17 protein-coding genes are annotated in these 21,655 nt (G+C 60.0%); 8 read left to right on the forward strand and 9 right to left on the reverse strand.

Annotated elements, in window-relative coordinates; all coding sequences use genetic code 11:
• The 3 genes from J2D75_RS00005 to J2D75_RS00015 form a co-directional block, all read left to right on the forward strand.
• The coding region (locus tag J2D75_RS00005; RefSeq protein ID WP_207851579.1) for a hypothetical protein at positions 1-330 on the forward strand (330 nt) is incomplete at its 5' end.
• A gap of 64 nt (positions 331-394) precedes the next feature.
• Entirely contained in the window at positions 395-1,606 is a 1,212-nt protein-coding gene (gene hpnH / locus J2D75_RS00010; protein WP_207851581.1) for an adenosyl-hopene transferase HpnH, read from the forward strand.
• 282 nt (positions 1,607-1,888) lie between these two features.
• Complete coding sequence (locus tag J2D75_RS00015) at positions 1,889-3,187, forward strand: hemolysin family protein (RefSeq protein WP_207851583.1); 1,299 nt, start codon at positions 1,889-1,891, stop codon at positions 3,185-3,187.
• Positions 3,188-3,283: 96 nt separating this feature from the next.
• Here the strand turns inward: J2D75_RS00015 and J2D75_RS00020 are convergent, their stop codons facing one another.
• Together J2D75_RS00020 and J2D75_RS00025 are read right to left on the reverse strand one after the other, a co-directional pair.
• Positions 3,284-5,236 carry a transglycosylase SLT domain-containing protein gene (locus J2D75_RS00020; RefSeq protein ID WP_207851585.1) on the reverse strand — a complete coding sequence of 651 codons (1,953 nt, stop codon included), beginning with the start codon at positions 5,234-5,236 and terminating at the stop codon, positions 3,284-3,286.
• Between the two features lie 214 nt (positions 5,237-5,450).
• Complete coding sequence (locus J2D75_RS00025; RefSeq protein ID WP_265782788.1) at positions 5,451-6,329, reverse strand: uracil-DNA glycosylase; 879 nt, start codon at positions 6,327-6,329, stop codon at positions 5,451-5,453.
• 125 nt (positions 6,330-6,454) lie between these two features.
• On the opposite strand from J2D75_RS00025, the gene J2D75_RS00030 reads away from it, so the two are divergent.
• Both J2D75_RS00030 and J2D75_RS00035 read left to right on the forward strand, forming a co-directional pair.
• Positions 6,455-8,305 (forward strand): tetratricopeptide repeat protein, encoded by a 1,851-nt coding sequence (locus J2D75_RS00030; protein ID WP_207851587.1) that lies wholly within the window; start codon positions 6,455-6,457, stop codon positions 8,303-8,305.
• Positions 8,302-9,213 (forward strand): 4-(cytidine 5'-diphospho)-2-C-methyl-D-erythritol kinase, encoded by a 912-nt coding sequence (locus tag J2D75_RS00035; RefSeq protein ID WP_265782787.1) that lies wholly within the window; start codon positions 8,302-8,304, stop codon positions 9,211-9,213. The genes J2D75_RS00030 and J2D75_RS00035 overlap by 4 nt, the downstream gene beginning before the upstream one ends.
• A 32-nt stretch (positions 9,214-9,245) precedes the next feature.
• Here J2D75_RS00035 and J2D75_RS00040 read toward each other — a convergent pair whose 3' ends face one another.
• Positions 9,246-11,393: an EAL domain-containing protein gene (locus J2D75_RS00040; RefSeq protein WP_207851589.1), complete on the reverse strand. Its 2,148-nt coding sequence runs from the start codon at positions 11,391-11,393 to the stop codon at positions 9,246-9,248.
• 144 nt (positions 11,394-11,537) lie between these two features.
• Between J2D75_RS00040 and J2D75_RS00045 the strand changes: the two genes are divergently transcribed.
• The gene (locus tag J2D75_RS00045; protein ID WP_243428360.1) at positions 11,538-14,255 is read left to right on the forward strand and encodes a M1 family metallopeptidase; all 2,718 of its coding nucleotides are present in this window, start codon (positions 11,538-11,540) and stop codon (positions 14,253-14,255) included.
• Positions 14,256-14,306: 51 nt separating this feature from the next.
• Here the strand turns inward: J2D75_RS00045 and J2D75_RS00050 are convergent, their stop codons facing one another.
• The 4 genes from J2D75_RS00050 to J2D75_RS00065 all read right to left on the reverse strand — a co-directional run bounded on the left by J2D75_RS00050 (position 14,307) and on the right by J2D75_RS00065 (position 17,702).
• Complete coding sequence (locus J2D75_RS00050) at positions 14,307-15,308, reverse strand: SDR family oxidoreductase (protein ID WP_207851591.1); 1,002 nt, start codon at positions 15,306-15,308, stop codon at positions 14,307-14,309.
• A 116-nt stretch (positions 15,309-15,424) separates the two neighbouring features.
• On the reverse strand, positions 15,425-16,003 hold the full coding sequence (locus J2D75_RS00055; RefSeq protein ID WP_207851593.1) for a YqaA family protein: 579 nt from the start codon (positions 16,001-16,003) through the stop codon (positions 15,425-15,427).
• Between the two features lie 9 nt (positions 16,004-16,012).
• Positions 16,013-16,222, reverse strand: a complete 210-nt coding sequence (locus J2D75_RS00060; RefSeq protein ID WP_207851594.1) for a hypothetical protein — start codon at positions 16,220-16,222, stop codon at positions 16,013-16,015.
• Complete coding sequence (locus J2D75_RS00065) at positions 16,179-17,702, reverse strand: MATE family efflux transporter (RefSeq protein ID WP_243428361.1); 1,524 nt, start codon at positions 17,700-17,702, stop codon at positions 16,179-16,181. Before J2D75_RS00065 ends, J2D75_RS00060 begins: the two co-directional genes overlap by 44 nt.
• Before the next feature lie 425 nt (positions 17,703-18,127).
• On the opposite strand from J2D75_RS00065, the gene J2D75_RS00070 reads away from it, so the two are divergent.
• Together J2D75_RS00070 and J2D75_RS00075 are read left to right on the forward strand one after the other, a co-directional pair.
• On the forward strand, positions 18,128-19,060 hold the full coding sequence (locus J2D75_RS00070) for a ribose-phosphate pyrophosphokinase (RefSeq protein ID WP_025860912.1): 933 nt from the start codon (positions 18,128-18,130) through the stop codon (positions 19,058-19,060).
• A gap of 48 nt (positions 19,061-19,108) precedes the next feature.
• Complete coding sequence (locus J2D75_RS00075; protein ID WP_207851596.1) at positions 19,109-19,705, forward strand: histidine phosphatase family protein; 597 nt, start codon at positions 19,109-19,111, stop codon at positions 19,703-19,705.
• 29 nt (positions 19,706-19,734) lie between these two features.
• On the opposite strand, the gene J2D75_RS00080 is transcribed toward J2D75_RS00075, so the two are convergent.
• On the reverse strand, positions 19,735-20,121 hold the full coding sequence (locus tag J2D75_RS00080; RefSeq protein ID WP_207851598.1) for a hypothetical protein: 387 nt from the start codon (positions 20,119-20,121) through the stop codon (positions 19,735-19,737).
• Positions 20,122-20,990: 869 nt separating this feature from the next.
• Positions 20,991-21,620, reverse strand: coding sequence for a ubiquinol-cytochrome c reductase iron-sulfur subunit (gene petA, locus J2D75_RS00085; protein ID WP_207851600.1), 630 nt, complete (start codon positions 21,618-21,620; stop codon positions 20,991-20,993).
• Positions 21,621-21,655: the final 35 nt, after the last annotated feature.

Consider the following 21,655-nt stretch of genomic DNA (forward strand, 5'->3'; position numbering starts at 1 on the left):
CTTGTCCTGCGCACTGTCCATGTGATCGCTTCCATCTTCTTGTTGTTGGCAGGGACGGGCCTGCATCGTGTTCAGGGTTGTGGCGACCCGCGTGCCTGTGATCTGTTGATGCGGGATTTATGGTTCTGGTTTAATGTTTCTGCCAGAAAGGCAAGCATAGAAGTAAATCTGGCCCATGAATGTGTCTTTTGTGCAACGCTCTGTGGAAAACACTTGAGCTTGACAAAACACCCCACCTATATGCAGGCCAGTATCTTCAATGCAGGCGGTAGTCGCATTCCATGGCTGTTTCCATCAGACGGCATGGAGCGGCGGGCCGTGTTACTTTGACACACTGAACGAGTTTTCCTTAGTTACGATAGGGTGTCCGGTTAAGGCGCCGAAGCGGGGGTTTATGGCTGTACCGATAATGCAGGCCGTCAGGGTCGGCAGCTACGTTGTCAAACAGCATATTACGGGGCGCAAGCGTTACCCGCTTGTACTCATGCTTGAGCCGCTTTTTCGTTGTAATCTGGCCTGCGCAGGGTGCGGCAAGATCGATTATCCGGCGGCTATCCTCAACCAGCGTATGACAGTGCAGGAATGCCTTGACGCGGATGCCGAAGCTGGTGCGCCCGTCATTGCTGTGGCCGGTGGTGAGCCGCTGCTGCACAAAGAAATGCCGGAAATCATCCGTGGCCTGATCGCCCGGAAAAAGTACGTCTATCTGTGCACGAATGCGCTCCTGCTTGAGAAGAAGATGGACGAATACGAGCCGTCTCCCTTCTTCTCGTGGGATGTGCATCTCGATGGCGACAAGACCATGCACGATGCCTCCGTCTGTCAGGACGGTGTGTACGAACGTGCCGTGGCCGCCATCAAGAAGGCCAAGGCGCGCGGTTTCCGTATTTCCATCAACTGCACCCTGTTCGATGGGGCTGATCCCAAGCGTGTAGCCTCCTTCTTTGATGAAGTGATGGCTATGGGTGTGGACGGCATCATGACCGCGCCGGGCTATGCTTACGAGCGTGCGCCGGATCAGGAACACTTCCTGAACCGCCAGAAGACGAAGCAGCTCTTCCGGGATGTGTTCCGTCTGGGCAAGGGCAAGAAGTGGCGCTTTACGCAGTCGCCTCTGTTCCTGAACTTCCTCGCTGGCAATGAGCAGTATCATTGCACGCCGTGGGGCAAGCCGCTGCGTAACGTGTTTGGCTGGCAGCGTCCGTGCTATCTGCTGGGTGAAGGCTATGCCAAAACCTTCAATGAGCTGATGGAAGACACCAAGTGGGACGACTACGGCACCGGTAACTACGAAAAATGCGCCGACTGCATGGTGCATTCCGGGTATGAATCCACCGCCGTTATGGATGCCGTGCGTCGCCCCTGGCATATTGCCAAGGTTGCGCTGTTCGGACCTGAAACCGAAAAGCCGATGGCGCCGGAAATCTCGCTGGCTAACCAGCGTCCTGCCCAGTACGTCTTCTCCAAGCAGGTGGAAGAGCAGATGGAGGCCATCGCTGCACGCAAGCCCGCCAAGGCGCCGCGCGTGAAGGTGATCCGCACTGAAGGTGCCAATGATGCCGCAGTGAAAGCCGAAACCTCGGCTGAATCCACCGCAGCAGACTGATTATACAGGCAGACTTGCCCGCGAATCGTGCGGACTGAATGAGGCGGCTCCGATCAGGGGCCGCCTTTTTTCATGTCGGGTTGATAAAAGAATACCATTTTTGTCCGCTTTAACGGAGGAGCAGGCATACGGCTGTCGCATGGGTTTTTGCCCCGCCGCCATGCTGGCCTGTGGCGCGTTCAGGGCTTGGCGGCTGGTATCCTGCCGGATCATCTCTTATCGTGGCGCGGCCCGGCGTGATCGCGCGGGGTGCGGTTCTGTGTGGGGGTGTGGTTTTCGTTCATGCTTGTCTCTCTTCTTATTATTCTGTTTCTGGTGGTGCTGAACGCCATTTTTGCGATGGGCGAGCTGGCGCTTATTTCCGTTCGGAAACCACGGCTGGCCAAGCTGTACGAAAACGGTGTGCGGGGAGCGGACAGGGCGCTGCGTCTGGCGGAAGATCCCCAGATATTCCTGCCTACTGTGCAGATCGGTATGACGCTGGTCTCGATTCTTGAAGGTACGTTCGGCGGTATCAAGATCGAGGCGCGTCTGACACCCGTGCTGGAACAGATTCCCGCCTTGCGGCCTGTCGCTCCCCAGCTTTCCATGGTGCTGGTAGTGATGGTGATTACAGGCCTGATGCTGGTGCTGGGGGAACTGGTGCCCAAACAGCTTGCCCTGCGCGAACCGGAGGTTGTGGCGGCCCGGCTGGCCCTGCCGCTTGAAATTCTGGCGAGCGTCACACGGCCGGTCGTGTGGCTATTGCGGCAGTCCTCCAATCTGGTGCTGCGTCTGGTTGGGGCGGCGGATGCAGTTAACCGCACCCTGACGGAAGATGAACTCAAAGCTTATATTGCCGAGGGTGCGCGTCTGGGTGTGCTGGAGCATGAGGAGCGTACGATGATCGAGCGCATGCTCCGTCTGGCGGATCGGCCCGTGCGTGCGATCATGACCCCGCGCACGGAACTTTACTGGATAGACCGCCATGCCGGGCGTGAAGCGCTGGTACGCGCTCTCAAGCAGACAACCTATGCCCGCATCGTCGTTTGCGAAGGGGGTATGGATAACCCTGTAGGGGTGGTGTTGGCCAAGGATATGCTGGATCGCATGCTGGATGGCATGCCAGCCTCTATCGAGGCGGGCCTACGGCCTATGGTGGTGGTGCCGGACAGTATTTCCGCGCTGGACATGCTGGCGCGTATGCGCGGTATCCCGCTGGGTATGGCGTTTGTGTTTGATGAATACGGTTCGTTCGAAGGGATCGTGACGGCTTCTGACCTGTTTGATGCCATTGTGGGCGAGACCGCGCATGAACCCCAGCAGATGACGGATGCCACCACACTTCCCGCACAGGATACGGTGCTGACACTCGATGGCACGGAATCGGCTGATGAGGTGAAAGACCGGCTAGGCCTGCGCCTGCTACCGGGGGAAGGCAGCTACCATACGCTTGGCGGGCTTATTCTGGCACTGTTACGGCGGGTGCCTGCCGCAGGCGATAAGGTTGCGTATGAAGGCTGGTTGTTCGAGGTGCTGGAAGTGGAAGGCCGCCGCGTATCGCGGGTTCGGGCCAGTCGGCAGGCGCTGGCGGAAAACTGACGATACGGGTCTGAAAATACAAAAGGCGGGCCGGGCATAACGGGGGCAATCCCCCGGTTACACCCGGCCCGCCTTCTGACGTTCTGCCTGTGCGGATTAATGCACGGTGTGGGCCAGCGCCCTTTCCTGTGCAAAGCTTGGCCAGTCACCCTTGGCCAGAGCGGCCAGCGATGGTGCGGGAAGCTTCATCTTGCCAGCATAGCGCCACAGATAGGTAAGCGTGCGATGCACATAATCGCGCGTTTCCACATTGGGGAGCAGCTCGATATACAGCAGAGGGTCAGCCGGAGCGGCCCCTGTGTTTTCCCAGTGTGCCAGAGCCGCAGGGCCGACATTGTAGCTGGCCAGCAGGCGAATCATGTCGCCCCCTTCCGCATCGGTATGGCTGGTCTGGTGGGTAAGCTGCGCCAGATAATGCACATAGCGTTGCCCGATTTCCAGATTGATAGCCGGGTCATGCAGTGCGGAAGACGTGCGCTCATAGTAGTGCGTATTGCTCGAAGGGGAGCTGCTGGTCACGAAATCCGCCGTGGTCGGGCGGATCTGCATAAGCCCCTGTGCACCCGCGCCGGAGACGGCCCGGGGGTCGAAATTGGATTCAACACGGGCCAGCGCATAAACCAGAGCCGGGTCCATGGTGAAGCCATGACGGGGGTGGAACGGCGGCAGGGGGGCATCATCCGCAGTACGGGTGTGGCTGTCCCCAGCGCGCAGGGCTTCCGCCATTTCGGTCGAGAGGTCGTGTAGGCCCGCACTATTGGCCACGAGCTGGAAGGCGCGGGCCAGTGTCACATCGTGCAGATCGGGCCAGACACGCCGGATTACGTTTTCCGCCAGTGCGTTCTCGCCAACCTGTAAAAGAGCAAAAACACGTCGCCCGGCATCGGTAGCGCCAACCGCCTCAATGTCGATTTCGGTCAGAACCGGGTTGGACACGGTGCCGGTATTGGCGGCCTCCATCGGAGCGAAGCCAGCAATATGCCCGCTTTCGGCTGGGGAGGGCGTGCTTTCACGCTCTTCGGTCAGGCTGGCGTGCTGGAGAATGCCAGCGCCCAGAAGACCGTAGAAAGTGTGTGGAAACGCCGCTGCCCGTTGCAGCCACAGATGGCGGTTATGGGTGTTGCCCAGCTTTTTGTAAGCGCGGGCAGCCCAGAAAGCGCCTGCTGCTTTCATATCTGGTGCGGCATGGGAGGCGCGCGACGTGTTCTTGAAGAACTGCGCGGCTTCGGCCCATTCGCCCTTCTGCCACAAGGCCAGACCAGACATGAAGGCGGCCAGAGCATTGTGCTCACGGGCCTCCTCAAACGCATTGCGGCTGATGTCGAGGGCGATGTCGGTCTCGCCCTCAGCCAGCAGAGCCTGAGCTGTTTCCGCCTGAAGCTGCGAGGCATAGGCGGGGGTAATGCCCGGTGTGATGCTGATCAGATGCAGCGCACTTCTGGCCCCCTTCAGACCGGCATTGGTGCGTTCACGCACCGTGCGGTCCAGCAGGGGATTGCGGGAGAATTCCTGCACTTTTGGGGCGGCTGCCAGCGCCATGTGTTGCGGAGCCAGCCTGTCGGCGGGCGGCGCGGGCGGCAGGGGGCCGCCACGGTCAGGCAGGGCGGCCAGTCTGGCCCAGATAGCGGGCGCATCGGCATAGCCAGTGTACTGCTTGAGCCAGTTGCGCAGCTCTGTGGCATTGGGGAGGTAGGCCGGGTTGAGATAACGGTCGGCTTCCAGCTCACCCAGCAGGGTAGAATCTGTCAGATGGGTTGTGGCGTTGATCGCCTCAGCAAAGGAGCCCTGATGTTGCAGGCGGAAAATAGCGCGGACTTCTGCTGCTACTTCGGGGGGAAGAGGTTTGGGTAGGGCAAGATCATCTCCTTCTGGAAACGCCGGACGTGGCACGACCATGGCCAGCTGCTCATCGCTGTATGGCTCGTGCCCGTTTTCCGGGGGCTTGGCATGGGCTCTCGTCATGTTGACGGAAGCGCTGGCCAACAGGGCGGCTCCGGCCAGGATGGCCTTTGCCGCGATCTGATGGGGGATATGACCTATCGCTCGCATAGCAGGCGCGGTCTAGTCGCTTCGCGTTCAAAAAGCAAGTTTCATGTTTGTAAGCATCGGAAGCGAGGGCTGTAAAACTCATATCCGGGTAGGTTGGAACAGTCAGGAAGGAGTGGTGGAATTTCTTTGTTTTACTGCAGGTATTCTGGAAAAATGAATGTGGCAATTCTTTGTGGAGGTTGTGGCGTTATTGGTGGGGGCGGAGTGGCTGTTTTCAGCTCTCGGTGCGGAGGCTTTGCATCACCATCATAAGGGCTTGCCATATTTCACGCCGGGCTGTGGCGCTGGCCTGTAACTGGAGCGGATGGCGCATGGCCAACACCGGTCGTGCGGGCTGGCCGGGCTGTTCAAAAGACAGCCATTGACGGCGTGGGGGCGTGGTGTCCGCACCCAGCAGCATATGAGTGGCCAGACGCCCACATAATATAATGCGTTGTGGCGCTAGCAGGCTGATGGCCCGTTCAAGAAAGGGGCGGCATAGGCGTTGTTCGAGGTCTGATGGCGGGCGCCCGCCCGGTGGCCGCCAAGGTAGGGCAGGGGCCAGCGCCAGCGTGTCGCGTGCAAGAGGCAGGGGGGCGAGCATTTCATCCAGCGCCGCACCACAACGGCCCGAGAAAACCTGCCCGCTCCGGTCTTCGTCCGCATCGGGGGCATCGCCAATAAAAAGAAGTGGCGCGTTGAGCGGGCCGCGTGGGGCGACCGTGTGGGTGGCCGTGGTGCGCAGGGGGCAGGCGTCAAAGCGGTTCATGGCTGCCAGCAATGCGTCCAGCGTGTCGGCTTTCGCTGCGATCTGTCTGGCCTGTTCAAGGGAATCGCCAGCCGCAACGGGGGCTCCAGCGGGCGTGCGGGCACTGGCGGGACGTCGCGGAGCCGCCTTACCCGCCTGCGGTAGTGCCGCTGGGCGCCGTGCCGGGGCGGAGGCTGTGTCTGTATGGGGTATGTGCGGGAGTCGCAGGGCTGTTTCCTGCGGGGCGCGGGCAGCGCGCGGCAGGTCGGCCATGGCGAAATCCACGCCCCATTCGGTATAGAGACGCAGCAGGGACAGGTGGGCTTCCATCCCCAATGCTTTACCATAACCTGTTCTGGCGGCCACACGGTTTGGCGGTTTGGCCGTGCCGGGGTAGAGAATAAGGCAGCCATTCGCGTTGTTCCCCCATCTGGGTGGGGCGGTTGCAGAGGCCAGCCCGGTATCACCGATCCAGCCTGTTAAGGGGTCTTATGCTGTTCTGTCGTATTCTGCCTGCGGTCTTTCTGCTGTCCGCCTCCCTGTCCTGTGCATCCGCGCTGAGTTCGCCAGCATTGGCCGCCGGAGCAGCGCAGGAGGGAGCCAAAGCCCGGACAGACGTTGGATACATCGATTCGGGAGCGTTCCTGCGCGGGATCGTGGCCGTTCGTCTGGAAGATGATACCGAAGCCGCACAGGCTTTCCGTCAGGCGCTGGCCTCTGATCCGGGCAATGCGGAACTACTGCGTCAGGCGTTGGTGCGCAGCATCATGTCAGGCGCACCCGATGCTGCGGGGCTTGCCCGCCGTGTGAACGACCAGCCTGCCAGCCGTAATCAGGTTTCGGTGCTGGCGCTGGGTAACGAGGCCGCCCGGCGGGGGCGGTGGGGTGAAGCGCTCGGTTATTACCGCAAGGCCGAATCCGATTTGCTTACGCACCTGATCATGCCCCTGCTGATGGCGTGGGGGGAACAGGCGCAAGGGCACGCACCCGAGGCGATCAATACCCTGCTGGGGCAGGATGGCGGCGGGCTGACCCCTTTTTATACGCTGCATGCGGGCCTGATAGCCCGTGCGGGCGGCATGGATAACCGTGCTCAGGAACTGCTTTTCCGGGCGCAGAAACTCATGTCCGGCTCCGATGTGCTGGCCGCGCGGTCCTGTGCCGCATGGCTGTGGCAGCACGGCCAGCGCGAAAAAGCACGCGAACTGCTGCGTACGCTGGGAACAACAGACCCACTGCTGACTCTTGCCGGGCCGGGTCTACAGGAAAATATTGGTGTCTTTCCTGTGACATCGGCACTGGAGGGTGTCGCCCGGGCCTATCTTCTGGCGGCTTTTATTCTCAACCAGCAAGGGCGTGAGCAGATGCGCGCCAACACGGCAGGGCAGGGTCGCCTGGCCGCGGCACAGGGGAATACGAGCGCTTTCCAGTTTAATGAAGCCAGTCGCCTGATGATTGGCTTTGCCTTGGAAATGGACCCGACTCTGGTGGAAGCCCGGCTGATGCTGGCGGAAATCCAGAGCGAGGAAGGCCATCCCGATGCCGCGCGTGAAACGCTGCTCAAAGTACCTTCCACCGACCCACTGGCTCCCGTAGCCATGTTCCGGCTGAGCATGTTCGATATTGCTTCCGGGCGTCTGGATGACGGGATTGCCCTGCTGCACAAGCTGTCGAGCGAAGCGCCGGAACAGACAGCGGGGCAAGCGCAGGTGCAGCGGGTTCTGGGTGGCGCTCTGCTGGAAAAGAAAGACTGGCCGGGCGCGATTGCAGCTTACACACGTGCGATGGAGCTTGACCGCAAGCTTGGCACGGTGGACTGGGCGCTGCTGTCCATGCGTGCAACGGTTTATTATGAAGCCGGAGACTGGGCGCATGCCCGCGCGGATGCCCGTGCAGCACTGGCTTATGCGCCGGATGAGCCGTCCTTGCTGAATTTTCTTGGTTATTCCATGACCGAGCGTCATGAAAACCTGCCTGAAGCAGAAGAGCTTTTGCGCAAGGCCCACCGTCTTGCGCCGGAAGAAGCCGCCATTACCGATAGTCTGGGCTGGGTGCGTATAGAACGCGGAGATGTCGGCGGCGGTCTGGCCATGCTTGAGAAAGCAGTCCAGCAGATACCGGAAGATCCCGAGGTCAATTATCATCTGGGCGAAGCCTATTGGCGTCTTGGCCGCAGGACGGAGGCGATAGACCAGTGGAATATGGCGCTGGGTCTGCACCCTACCCCCTCGGATGAAGCGCTGATCCGCGCCGCACTTGCCCGTGCTGATCTGACGCCGCAGATCAGGCTGGATGAAAAAAAGAGTGATCAGAACACTCAAAAAGGAGAAAAAGCACAGTGACGACCGCCGTTGCGCCTGCTGAGGTGACTTTTGTGGAAGCTGCCCCCGCCAAGATCAACCTGTATCTGCATGTAACGGATCGTCGGGCGGATGGTTATCACTGTCTGGACAGTCTGGTGGTGTTTGCTGGCGCGGGCGATGTGCTGCACTATCAACCCGGTGAAACACCACTAACCTTAAAGCTTGCCGGGCGTTTTGGCGCAGTACTGGGCGAAGATGCGGCCGGGCCGGATAATCTGGTCATAAAGGCGGCCAACGCGCTGCGGACACAGGCCGGGCCAAAGGCAGCGGTGCGGGGTGGCACACTGGTACTGGAAAAAAACCTGCCGGTTGCATCAGGTATCGGGGGCGGTTCGGCGGATGCCGCTGCGGCACTCCGCCTGCTTGATCGTGTTTGGGGTGTGCAGGCCGCGCAGGCTGATCTGTTGCGTCTGGCGGAAGGGCTTGGGGCAGATGTGCCGGTCTGCCTGTTGAGCCACACCGCGCGGATGGAAGGCATTGGCGAGGTATTGAGTGCAGCTCCCGCCCTGCCTGAGTGCGGTCTTGTTCTGGTCAATTGTGGACAGGCTGTTTCTACGCCTGCCGTTTTTCGTGCGCGTGAAGGTGGTTTTGTGCCGAGAGCCGCCCTGCCGGAACGCTGGGAGAACGCACAGGCGCTGGTCAGCACGCTCCAGAGTCTTGAAAACAGCCTTGAAGCTCCGGCCTGCGCCCTGTGCCCGACAGTGGAAAAAGTGCTGCATGATATTGCCGCCCAGCCGGACTGCCTGATGGCTCGCATGAGTGGTTCAGGCGCGACCTGCTTTGGTCTGTTCCCGAGTGTGCTGGCTGCTGAACAGGCCGCAGCCCGCCTGGCGGATGCACATGAGGCATGGTGGGTCTGGGGTGGTGCCTTGCGCGAAGGCGCATAAGGAAGGCACCAGCGTTCAGGAGGTGCGACGGTTCAGGCGAATGCGTGCTGGATGACAGGGCTGGGGCGGCCGAGCAGGTAGCCCTGAGCCTGCGTACACCCCATAGCCTTGACGATCTGGAACTGCTCCTCGGTTTCCACACCCTCGACAATAATCACCATTGAGCGAATGGCCGCAATGCTGACAATGGCCTGAATGATTTCCCGCGCAGTGGGGTCTGAAAGCCCCTGCACAAAGCTACGGTCGATCTTGATTTTGTCAAAAGGGAATTTCCACAAATAGCTTAATGATGAATAGCCGGTTCCAAAATCGTCAATGCTGATCCGACATCCGATATTGCGGATTTCGCTGAGAATGGAGCTTTTGAATTCAACGTTATCAATCAGAACATTTTCAGTTATTTCTATTTCGAGCCGGTGCGCGGGCAGGCCTGTGCCTTTTAAGGTCTGGCGAATAATTTCTGTCAGTTTACGGTTTTTAAGCTGGGCAGGCGAAACGTTGACCGATACCGCAACATCCTGTGGCCATTGTGCCGCCTGTTCACAGGCCATCCACAGGATACGCTCTCCAAGCTGGTGAATAAGCCCTGTTTCTTCTGCCAGCCGAATGAACAGATTGGGCGGAATAGCCCCGCGTTCCGGGTGGTGCCAGCGGGCCAGAGCCTCATATGAGCGCACCCGACCGCTTCTGAGGCAGCAGATCGGCTGGTAATGCAGGCTCAACCCTTCGCCTTCCGCCAGCCGGGAGAGGGCTGTCGTTAATTCCATGCGCTCGCGTATGGCGTGGCTGAGTTCGTTATCGAATACCTTGTACTGGCAGCGGCCAAGAGCCTTGGCGCGGTACAGCGCCATATCCGCATACTGGAGCAGCGTTTTGATGTCCGTGGCCTGATTGGGGAAATAGGCCGCGCCAATGCTGGCACCGGATGCGGCCTCATTTCCCTCGACTACGTAAGGGACTTTCAGATCATTAATCAGTCCGGCCAGGCGGTGCTCAATTTCTGCGCTCATGGCGTGCAGCGGCCAGATGATGGCAAATTCATCGCCGCCCAGCCGGGCGACGAAGTCATGATCGCGGCAGCAGGCTGTCAGGCGGGTTGCGGCTTTGATCAGTAGTTCATCGCCTGCGCCATGACCGTAAACATCGTTGACGGATTTGAAGTTATCCAGATCAATGTAGAGAAGAAGAAAAGGGCTTGCCAGATTTTCAGACAGTGCCTTGAGATGCGAGTGAAAGAAATTGCGGTTGGGCAGGCCGGTCAGGTTGTCATAATGCGCCAGCCGTTCGATCCGCTGCTGGGTTTCGCGGTATTCGGTTACATCATCGGTGGCGGTCAGTTCCCAGCGTTCATGCTCGGTGTCATCGCGCAGGCGCAGGCGGCGGCTGGAGAGAATGCGCTCATGGCCATCATGGTCGATCAGGGTCTGTTCAGATTTGGCGCTTTCGGTGGCCGTGCGCGTGGGCTGGCTGATGTCGGGCGTTGTGCGGGCATGCAAGCCCATGCTTTCGGCCGCCCTGTTGTGCAGGATAACCGACCCGCTTTCGAGTTCACGCACCTGAATGGCGGTGGGAATACTCTCGATAATGCTGGAAATGAACAGCTTGTCGCGCAGGGCGCTGCGGTTGGCCTGCCGTAATTCTGTTGTGGTCTGGTTGAGTTCGGTAATGGTGTTCATGGCCTGCGTGTGCAGGGCCTTGGTCAGACCGAGGGTGGTGCCGACACCGTGGTAAAGGCCATGATCGGTAATGATGAAACCGGTCAACTGGTTCAGAGCCTGAGCCTGTAGGCTTTTATTGACGAAGTCCGCCACCGGGTGGTTCAGGTCAACCAGAATGGGGTCGGTATCCATCAGCAGGGCAACGGGGCGGTTGGCGAACAGCTCGTAACCGAAGCGATTGCCCACCTTGAGCAGGAAGTCCCATCGGCCAATAAGCCCGATGGGGCGGTTGTCCGCATCCACAACCGGAATTTGCGAGAGGGTAGGGGTATCGTTGAACAGAGCCAGAATGTGCGCACCACTTTCGTCAGGGGAGACGGGGTGTACGGACAGGGCAATGTCTTTCATGCGGTGCTGGGTGGTGCGGTCGCACATGATTACCTCAAGAGACAGGGAGTGCGAGCGGGCGAGAACAGGCAGTGCATGAAGACGTTCCGGTTCAGGCAAGAGTCTGTTATTCATAAAAGAAAATGGTCGGCCCCGTCATCGTTTGATGGTGTGAATTTATTGTTAATGGCAAGGCCGCGACCCCGGGTGGGCCAACGCGGAAGGCTGCGAGCCCGCAGGCAACCCCACCCGAACGGGAGCGGTAGAAGGAGCAGCGGTTTGGTAAAGTCCTGTCAGGGTATGGTTGTGTGGCTGGCTGCGGTCGGAAGTGTTCTGTCGGTGCCATTGGCCATGCCTGCCCGCGCGGGAACGCCTTTTGTGTCTGCCGCGACACCGGGGCAGTTACCCAAGACAGTGGCCCCGCTGGCCTATACGATCGACCTGACCCCAGACCTCAAGCGCCTGAGCCTGCGTGGGCATGAAAGCGTGCGGATCATGCTGGCGGGCCCCACGGATACGCTGGTGCTCAATCAGGCCGGGCTGACACTATCTTCCGCCATGGTCGATGGTGTTGCAGCCCGCATTACACAGGATGAGGCGGAGCAGACCGCCACATTCCAGTTGCCAAAGGCTCTGACGGCAGGGGAGCATACACTGGTGGTGGAGTATACCGGCCCCATTCCCCAGACTCCTAACGGCATTTATTATAACGATTACACCAACCGTGCAGGCCAGCACAGGCGTATGCTGGTGACGCAGTTCGAGGTGGCGGATGCCCGGCGGATGTTCCCCGGCTGGGATGAGCCCTCGTTCAAGGCGCATTTTACGCTAAGTGTAACCCTGCCGGATGATCTGCTGCCCTTGAGCAACATGCCTGTCGCCAATGCTTTGCCTGCGGGCGAAGGGTTGCGGCGTACGATATTCCAGCCCACGCCGCGGATGTCCACTTACCTGCTGGCCCTAGTGGCGGGGCATATGGCACCGTTCGCCGGGCATGCCGATGCTACTCCCGTGCGTACCTACGCCCCCGAAGGGCAGGAGAAGGACGGCGCTTACGCCACGCAGTCTGCTGTCAGGATACTGCCTTACTACAACAATTATTTTGGCGTTCGGTACCCGCTTCCCAAGCTCGACATGATTGCTATCCCCGGCAATTATGAGGCCGGAGCGATGGAAAACTGGGGAGCCATTACCTTTATAGATGACGCCGTGCTGTACGACCCGCAGCACAGCGCACCAGAAACCAAAGAGCGGGTTTTTCTCGTTGTGGCGCATGAAATGGCGCATCAGTGGTCGGGTGATCTGGTCACTATGGCTTGGTGGGATGACCTGTGGCTGAACGAGGGTTTTGCCACATGGATGGAAACCCGTGCGCTGGATCGGTTCAACCCCACATGGGAAATCTGGCCCCGCCAGCATGAAGACCGTGAACGGGCTATGGCACAGGATGCCCTGCCGACTACGCACCCCATCCAGCATCCTATCCATGACATCAGCGAGGCCAGTTCGGCGTTTGACAGCATTAGCTACCAGAAGGGATCACAGGTGATCCGCATGCTGGAAAGCTGGTTGGGTCAGGAAACATTCCGCGCGGGTATGCGGCGTTATATGAAGGCTCACGCTTACGGTAATGCGACCAGTCAGGATTTGTGGAGCGCACTTTCCGCTGTATCGGGGCGGAATGTTGGGGTAGTGGCGCGGACTTTTACCGAGCAGCCGGGTATTCCGCTTGTGCAGGTGGCGCGTCGCTGTGTGGCGGGCCGTAGTGTGCTGAGCCTGCGGCAGGAGCGGTTCACCATACATGATCCTTTCCCTCAGCCGTTGACATGGCAGGTGCCGGTGGTGGCTGGTGCGCCGGGGGTGCCTTCGCACCGGGTCGTTCTGGGCGCAGAGCCAGTCTCCCTGTCTTTTCCGGGTTGCGGGCAGGCGATTACAGTCAATGTGGGCGAAAACGGCTATTATCGCGCCCAATATGATACACAGGGGCTGAGCGCCCTGCGGAGCGGCTTTGCCCGGCTCAGCCCTGCGGAGCGGGCTAATGTGCTGGGTGACCAGTTCGCCCTGTTTGAAGCAGGGCGTGCGCCGCTGGCGGAGTATCTGTCTTTTGTGGCTCTGCTGCCAACAACAGGCGAACGCAGCACGGCTGTCTGGCAGGAAGCGCTGACCCACCTGTTGCAGATTGACCGTATGGAGCGCGATACGTCCTCTCGCGCGGCGTTCCGGGCTTTTGCCCGTGGCGTTCTGGCTCCAGCCTTTGCCCGGCTGGGTTGGGAAGAAAAAAAGGGCGAGGCCCTGCCCGAGGCCCTGCTCCGGCCCATGATCATAACCGCGCTGGCGACCCTGAACGACCCGGACGTGATCACGCAGGGGCTTAAGCGGTTTGATGCGTGGCAGCAATATCCGCAATCGCTGCCATCCGGCCTTATCGGGCCTGTGGCCAGTATTGCCGCGCAGTATGGTTCCAGTGCGGATTTTGACACGCTGGCCCGCCTTGTGCGTCAGGCTCCTGATACAGAAAACCGGTTGCGCCTTTTTTCCGCACTGGCTCATACACATGATCCAGCACAGATTGAACAGGCGGCCATACTGGCCACCGATGGCGGTACTCCTAACGGGCGGATTGTACGCGCTTTGGCTCAGCTGGCCCGGCAAAGTGAGCAGCCTGAACTGGTGTGGCGGCTTGTGCTGGCCCGTCAGGCGGGCATACGCCAACGCCTGACGCCGGGTGGGCAGGCCATGCTGTTGTCGGCGGTGGCCGCGCAGTCAACCGACCCAGCGACAGGGGTCGCGCTTATGGCGGACCCAGCAAGCCGGGCTTCGGCTGGGGCCAGACAGGAAGCCCGCAAGGCGGAAGAACAGATCGGGCAGACCGTTGAACTGACCGGACGCACGCATACGGCAGTGACAGACTGGCTGAATACTCTGGCCGCTAGCCCGGCGACAGCGCCGGAGGGGCTGCGTGCGTTCCTTGAGCGTCTGCCGCCCAAGGTTCCCTGAAAAGACGGGTTGACGTCATTCAGCCCTTTTTCGCTTTATAATTGAGCCGGTTCAGCCCCGGCGGCGCTTATGGCGGACAAGACCGATCAGCACTGCACAGGCTAGCGTGCCAAGCAGCCCCGCCCGCAAGCCAGCAGGCACGAACAGGCTGAGAGGACTGTCCAGCCTGCGTGAGCGGGTTTCGAACGGGCCATGTGCGGCCAGTGCGCCGGGGGCCGGGGCGTACAGGTTGTCAGGCTGGGGGGCTTCAAGCCAGTCATGGCCCATCTGGCTTTTATAGGCATGCTTTGCCAGCCAGGATTCGCGCCAGAGCGGGGTTACGCGGCGCCACAGGGCATGGAGCGTTTCTCCCAGCCCGATTGAAATGGAGCGGTGGCGGCCGAACACGGCCCGACAGATGGCCTCTGCGGCTACTTCAGGTTCATAAACAGGGCCATAGGGCTCCAGCGGCTTGCCTGTTACGTTGCGGGTGTGGGCATAGCGTGGTGTGTTGATGGCGGGCAGATTGACCATGGCGATGCGGATTGAATCCGCATCATGCAGCAGTTCGCTCCGCAGGCTTTCGCAGAAACCCCGCAAAGCGCCCCGTGCGCCACTTTCTGCTGCCTGAAGGGGCAGGCCACGCAGGGCTTCGGCCAGATCGAGATTGACGATGGTGCCTTCACCTCGGCGGCGCATAACGTCAAGTGCTGTCAGCGTGCCGTTGACGCTGCCCAGATAGGTGACTTCGGTTGCGCGGCGGATGTCCTGTGCATCCAGTGCAGCAACCTGCCCGACCACCGTAGCGCCCGCACAGTTGACCCAAACGGAAATCGGGCCAAGTTCCGCCTCGACCCGTGCGGCTGCCGCATTCAGGGCCATTGCATCAGCGACATCGGCCTCAAGAATCAGGGTGCGGACAGAATGGCGTGCGAGTTCCTGTGCCGCATCGGACAGACGTTCGGCGTTGCGCCCCAGCAGGGCGATGTCAAAGCCTGCGCGTCCCAGAGCCTGCGCTGTAGCGCGGCCAATGCCTGAGCCCGCGCCCGTTACAACGGCAATTTGCGATGGCATGGCGGCAGTTCCTTTTGTCTGTCGTGCAATCCTGACCCTTCTGTTGAACAGGCGGGCAGGGTGAAAAATGGTTTCTCGCTCATGGCGTTGGTGCGCGCAAGGGCGGGATAAGGCGCTTACAGGTAACGCAACGCCAGCACGCCGCCGATCAGCAGCAGCGCGAACACGCTGGTAACCAGTGGCAGGCGGCGCTCCAGAAAGCGCTCGATTGGTGCGCCAAAGCGTTGCAGCAACCCGGCGACCAGAAAGAACCGCACGCCACGTGTAACCAGACTGGCCACCATGAAGGGCAATAGAGCGAAATGCGCCATGCCGCTGGCGATGGTGACAAATTTATAGGGGACGGGGGTCAGCCCCTTGAGCAGCACAATCCAGACCCCCCATTCCCTAAACCGCATTTGAAGGGTCTCGAGCGTATGGTCGGCATGGTAGAAATGCGCGATTGGGCGGGCCACGCTATCGAGTAGCGCTGCGCCAATCAGCCAGCCCAGCAGCCCCCCGGCTACGCTGGCCAGCGTGCAGAGTGTTGCATAAAACCACGCGCGTTCGCGGTTGGCTAGCACCATCGGCACCAGCAGCGTTTCGGGCGGCAGGGGAAAGAAGCTGGCTTCTGAAAATGCGAGGGCGGCCAGCCACCAAGGGGCATGGGGGCTGGCGGCGTGGCTGATCACGCGGGCATAAAGTCTGGACAACATGGAGAGAAGTTACGGCCTTTCGTTGTGCAGCACCGCTTCCGCCTTGCGGTGGATGGTGTCGTATTCATCTTGGCTCAGTTCACCGCGATGCAGCATTTCGCTGGCGCGGGCCAGAGCATCACGGGCATGGGTAGCGTCATGGATAGGGTAGCGGCGGCCCGGCAGGGCAAAGGCGCTATCGGGAAGGGCGTTGCGTTCTGCGGCTGTCAGCTTCGACATCTTGGCTCATCCTGTCTTGCGTGTACACAATGCCAGCGCTTTCCACATCATCCAGTTCGGCCATGGCGGCTTCGGCACTGGTGGTGGGGATATCCGACACTGGCACGCTTTCGGGTGGTCGTGCCATGACGTTTGTGCAGGTTGCCGACGTCTTGAGGTTCCGCGTAACGCGGAAGGCCGTCAAGATGGCGAGTGTGCCGAACAGAACCGCGCCGATAGCCTGCCCCGCCTGCACGCCCAGTGGCCCGAACCGCGCACCCACCAGCACAAAAGGGACTGTGCCCAAGGTCGCCCGGCCCCAGTTGAAAGCCGTGGAATAGAGCGGAAAACCAAGGTTGTTGAAGGCGGAATTGGCGACAAACAGCATGCCAACAAACAGGTAGCTGCCGATTGTCCATGTGCAGAACAGGTGGATAAGGGCGGCTGCCTCGTCATGTGCGCTGTAAATATCGACGATCAGGCCCTGCGCGCAGGCAAGGAGCAGCCATGTCAGGCTGACGCTCATCACTACAATCTTGAGGGCAGCGGTCAGGGTCTGGTTGACACGGTCATAACGCCCGGCCCCCAGATTTTGCCCCATGATGGGGCCTATCGAACCTGTTAGCGCGAAAACCAGTGCGAACAGCACCGGAATCATGCGCTCGATCGATGCCTGACCGGCAACGGCTTCAAGCCCGAATCCGGCCATGGCGCTGGTGACATAAACGCCGCCCGCCGGGGTGGCCAGATTGGTTAGGATGGCGGGCAGGGCGATATTGGCCACCCGGCGTGAATCCGGCAGCAGGCGGGACAGGCGGGGCATGGCCAGCATGTCATGACGCATGGCCCCACGCAGCCCGGCAAAGCTGACCACCAGCCGCGATAAAAGCGTGCTGATGGCAGCACCCGTCAGCCCTTCATGGAAGCCAAAAATAAACAACGGGTCGAGGATGGCGGCCACAACCGCGCCAACCAGCGTGATGTTCATGGAGCCTTTGGCATCTCCCACCACGCGCATCAGGGCGGAAGTAGCCATGCCAAGGCAGATCAGTGGCATAGCGGTGCTGACGGCGCGCAGATAGGTGGTGGCGGCTTCCAGTGCATCGCCCCGTGCGCCGAACACGGCTAGAATGGGCCGTGCCCAGATCAGGGTGGCCACACCCAGAATGGCGGTGACGATCAGCGTTACAGTCAGCGCCGAGGAGGCGAGTGCCTGCGCTTCCTGATGGTTGCCCGCTCCGATTTCGCGCGCGGTGGCAGCACTGATACCAATGGTCAGCCCGATTGCGACGGCAATTTGCAGGCCAATGACCGCGCTGGCAAAGCCGATGGCCGCAGTCAGGGCCGTGCTGCCCAGATGGCTGATATAGATCATGTTCAGCATGTCCACCGCGAACACGGCCATAAGCCCGATAGCGCCGGTGCCCGACATGACAAGAACATGCCGCATGATGCTGCCTGTTACAAAACAGGCCCTGTTGCGGCTACCGGGCGTGGGCATTGAGGCTCCGTTGGGGCGTGCGACTTGCGATGGATGGCAGGGGGGGTAAGGGTGATAAGGGGGGCCAGTATGTCACGCCTGCACCGTAAAGCGAACCATCAGAGCAATGAACCCCGGTCATGAGAGCCGTGCCGTTCCGGCAGTTCCTGTGCGGGAGGCCTGACCTTTGCGGGGCAGGCCTGCATACGCTCCGGCCTTTTGCTGTTTCTGCAGTTACGGCGGAAGAACGAGACTAGAGAAAACCCGACACCGATGCAAGGTCAGGCGACAGGGCGCGCGGCTTTTTTGCCACTGGATGAGACGCAAGGCACACAGGGGTGTTCGCCAAGGATGACAAGGCGGGCCGTCGTTGCTAAACCGCCCTCGCTTGCGATGCCGCGTGCATGTCCATGTAACACCTGTAAGGCCGGGATTCTTTAACAGCCATGAAGATCGTCGCTTGTAACAGCAACCTGCCGCTGGCCGAAGCCGTCGCCGCAGAACTTAGCCTGCCCCTGTGCAATGCCACCGTCCGGCGCTTTGCGGATATGGAAGTCTTTGTAGAAATCCATGAAAATGTCCGTGGTGAGGACGTGTTCGTGGTGCAGAGCACCTGCACACCCACCAATGACAACCTGATGGAACTGCTGATCATGCTCGACGCGCTGCGTCGGGGGTCGGCCAAGCGTATTACGGCGGTCATGCCGTATTTCGGCTATGCCAGGCAGGATCGTAAGTCCGGCCCGCGCACGCCGATCAGCGCCAAGCTGGTGGCCAACCTGCTGGTGGAGGCCGGGGCCAGCCGAGTGCTGACACTGGACCTGCACGCGATGCAGATTCAGGGTTTCTTCGACATTCCGGTTGATAACCTGTATGCGGCCCCGCTGTTCGTGCGCGATATCCGTGCGCAGTATGGTGATCGTGATCTCATGATCGTCTCGCCCGATGTTGGTGGCGTTGTGCGTGCGCGCCAGCTTGCCCAGCGGCTGAACACCGATCTGGCCATTATCGACAAGCGCCGCGAACGTGCGGGCGTGTCCGAGGTCATGAACGTGATTGGCGATGTCAAAGGGCGGCACTGCCTGCTGGTGGATGACATTGTGGATAGTGGCGGCTCTCTGTGCAACGCGGCCCGCGCCATTGCGGAGCGGGGCGCTGCCTCGGTTGGCGCGTATGTGACGCATGGTGTGCTGACTGGGCAGGCCGTGGAGCGGATCGGAGATTCGCCTATCGAAATGCTGACCCTGACAGACAGCATCATGGCGACAGAACCGGTGCAGGCTGCACGCAATATCCGCCAGATCACTATTTCCGGCCTGCTGGCTCGCGCCATGCGCGCCGTGGCGGATGAAAGCTCTGTTTCGTCTCTGTTCGACTGAACGGTTACGCACAGCACAGCCCCCTAGTACGACAGGTGACAAGGTTTCATGACCCAGCTTTTCCTCCGGCCATACTGGTATTTGCGCCACGGACAGACTGACTGGAACCGGGCGGGCCTGTCGCAGGGGCGCACGGATGTGCCGCTGAACGAAACCGGCATAGAGCAGGCCAGCGAGGCAGCGGTTCTGATCGGGCAAGCTCTTGATGCCGTGGGTGAGGCGGGCATTGTGCGGATTGTGTCCTCGCCGCTGGAGCGGGCGCTGCGTACAGCTACCATCGTGCGCGATGCGCTGGTGGCGCGTGGTTTGCCCGCCCTGCCGCTGAGCATTGAGCCTGATCTGGCCGAAGTCAGCTTTGGTGAGCAGGAAGGCCAGCCGATCAGTGACTGGTATGATGACTGGATTGCCGGAGATTACACCCCTCCGCAGGCCGAAAGCTTTTCTGTTTTGCGGGCGCGGGCGGTGGGTGCCATCAATCGGGCGACAGAGACCGAAGGACGCCCCCTGATTGTGGCGCATGGGGCATTGTTCCGTGCCCTGCGTGCCGCGATGGATCTGCCCGCCAATGTGCGGCTGGCCAATGCCGTGCCGCTGAGTGCCGCGCCGACACAGGCGGGCGGCTGGGCGTTGCAGGAACTGCCCTGAGGCAACGGCTTTTGGGGCAAAAGCCCTTTTCAGTCGTTGTGCAGGAGAAAAAACGGGTTGTTGTGTGCCCGTATGCGGATGCAGTGGGGCAGGAGTTCACTCACAGCCTTTTGCAGATCAAGCCCGGATAGCCCGGTATGCTCCGAAAATGCCATCAGTTCCGTACGGGTAACCAGTGCGCGGATTTCCTTGGGGGTCGCGTAGGCGTTCTGTTGGGATTCCCGCCAGCGTAGGAGCGTTTCCAGCATGCCGGCGGCACGGGCGCGCCTGTCCAGTTTGCTGGGGCGGTCGGGGCGGGGAACAGGGCCAAGCACTTCGTTTAGGACAGTGAGTAACGCTGAGGTATTTAGCGGCGTTCCGGGTACGACAACCCTTTTCCGGCGAACAACGGATTTTACAGCGTGCAGGAATGACATTGCATTGTATCCGTTCCGAAAAAGGATGTTTGAAGCCAACGGCCAGCAGGAGACGAGGTTTCCGGCCCTTATGAACAAAAGCACCCGGCCCTGCCATCATACAGTGTCTTTACCTGATTCTGTATGAACAAAGGATAAGGTCATTCGGATTATTTGCAGGCTATGTTGGCAAATTCGTGACCGTGGCGGTTTTTGAGGCACGCTGGTCGTTGGGGTATGAGTGTGCTAGCGTAATGAGGCGCTTGGTCGCGCACGCAAAACGAAGTGGCTCCCCTTGTCGGGTGGCCTGCGAATACAACACCCGGCTTCGGCCAATCGTGGTGAACGGTGACGGCTGTTCATTATGATGGGAATAAGCAGGGCAGCGTTCACTTCGTTATCGTTGCGACCAACCACCTGACGCCAGGAGGCTGTCAGCGTTTTTACACGTCCTTGGTCGGACCAAAAAACGAGGCACACAATGTTTCCTTTTAACACAATAACGCGCTTTTTAAGTAGAGTATGGGCTTCCCCTCATACGGAGGGCCGCAATATTTTTAGTGGGTGATATGGTTCACGTATATACAGGACACCCACGAAACTACGATCTGAACTTTATTGGTAGAATAGAGGATATAAAAACTGATATTCTACCTGAAGAAAGGCACCTTCCCCTTCGAGAAGTTCATCGCTTTGGCATTAGAATGCCTCATGGGGTTATTTATTATTTCAGTGAAGCTGAAATATTTAGACTGCGAAACCCACATAAAAGCTGATTTCTGGGTGATCCTGCTTAAAGCATGGATTCCATCACCGGCGTAACGAAAACGGGGCTGTTTGATAAGAACAGCTCCGTTCCGTGCGGCCCGGTGGGTTTGCAGGCCAAGAAATCAGATCTGCACGATACTACCAAAATCAAAGGTTTTGCCGGTCGGGTTTTCGCCCAGCCGAATTGTGGACGGGTCGGGCATGGCATGCGGGGGGACGGGCAGATTGTAAGGGGCAGGCACCCCCTTGAATACGCGCCCTGCCAGATCAAACCGGGAGCCGTGGCAGGGGCAACCGTAAAGCCCGCCTGCCGGAGCGCCCGCGCCGTCTTTAACATAGGTGGGTACACAGCCCAGATGCGTGCAGATTCCAACATAAACCCCGTATTCAGGCACGAGTGAGCGGTGCCAGTTACGGGTGTAGTCGGGTTGCTGATGAGCGTCGGATTCCGGGTCACGTAGCTGGGTAATGAGGGCTGCATCCTGCAATCTGTTCAGGTCCTCAGGCGTGCGGCGGATAATGAAAACAGGTTTACCCTGCCAGACAGCGGTCATCTGCTGTCCGGGGGCCAGATGCGAAATATCGACATCAACCGGCAGGTGGGCCGCCGCATTGTCCGGTGGTTGCAGGCTTTCCACAAAAGGGATGGCGCAGGCTGCCGCACCTGTGGCAACGCCCGCAGTCGTGACAAGGCCAAGAAAGCTGCGCCGACCGGGAGGGTGGTTTTCTGCGCTGTTGGGTTCTTCGGTCATGCTTGTGCTTTCGCGCTATCCGCTGAGTCTGGCGG

Origin of the sequence: Acetobacter suratthaniensis (genome assembly GCF_017377745.1) — a bacterium.
GTDB lineage: Bacteria > Pseudomonadota > Alphaproteobacteria > Acetobacterales > Acetobacteraceae > Acetobacter > Acetobacter suratthaniensis.

Coding starts and splice junctions, on each gene's coding strand:
- hpnH (WP_207851581.1), top strand. CDS start 395: ATGGCTGTACCGATAATGCAGGCCGTCAGGGTCGGCAGCTACGTTGTC.
- J2D75_RS00015 (WP_207851583.1), top strand. CDS start 1,889: ATGCTTGTCTCTCTTCTTATTATTCTGTTTCTGGTGGTGCTGAACGCC.
- J2D75_RS00020 (WP_207851585.1), bottom strand. CDS start 5,236: ATGCGAGCGATAGGTCATATCCCCCATCAGATCGCGGCAAAGGCCATC.
- J2D75_RS00030 (WP_207851587.1), top strand. CDS start 6,455: ATGCTGTTCTGTCGTATTCTGCCTGCGGTCTTTCTGCTGTCCGCCTCC.
- J2D75_RS00040 (WP_207851589.1), bottom strand. CDS start 11,393: ATGAATAACAGACTCTTGCCTGAACCGGAACGTCTTCATGCACTGCCT.
- J2D75_RS00050 (WP_207851591.1), bottom strand. CDS start 15,308: ATGCCATCGCAAATTGCCGTTGTAACGGGCGCGGGCTCAGGCATTGGC.
- J2D75_RS00055 (WP_207851593.1), bottom strand. CDS start 16,003: ATGTTGTCCAGACTTTATGCCCGCGTGATCAGCCACGCCGCCAGCCCC.
- J2D75_RS00060 (WP_207851594.1), bottom strand. CDS start 16,222: ATGTCGAAGCTGACAGCCGCAGAACGCAACGCCCTTCCCGATAGCGCC.
- J2D75_RS00065 (WP_243428361.1), bottom strand. CDS start 17,702: ATGCCCACGCCCGGTAGCCGCAACAGGGCCTGTTTTGTAACAGGCAGC.
- J2D75_RS00070 (WP_025860912.1), top strand. CDS start 18,128: ATGAAGATCGTCGCTTGTAACAGCAACCTGCCGCTGGCCGAAGCCGTC.
- J2D75_RS00075 (WP_207851596.1), top strand. CDS start 19,109: ATGACCCAGCTTTTCCTCCGGCCATACTGGTATTTGCGCCACGGACAG.
- J2D75_RS00080 (WP_207851598.1), bottom strand. CDS start 20,121: ATGTCATTCCTGCACGCTGTAAAATCCGTTGTTCGCCGGAAAAGGGTT.
- petA (WP_207851600.1), bottom strand. CDS start 21,620: ATGACCGAAGAACCCAACAGCGCAGAAAACCACCCTCCCGGTCGGCGC.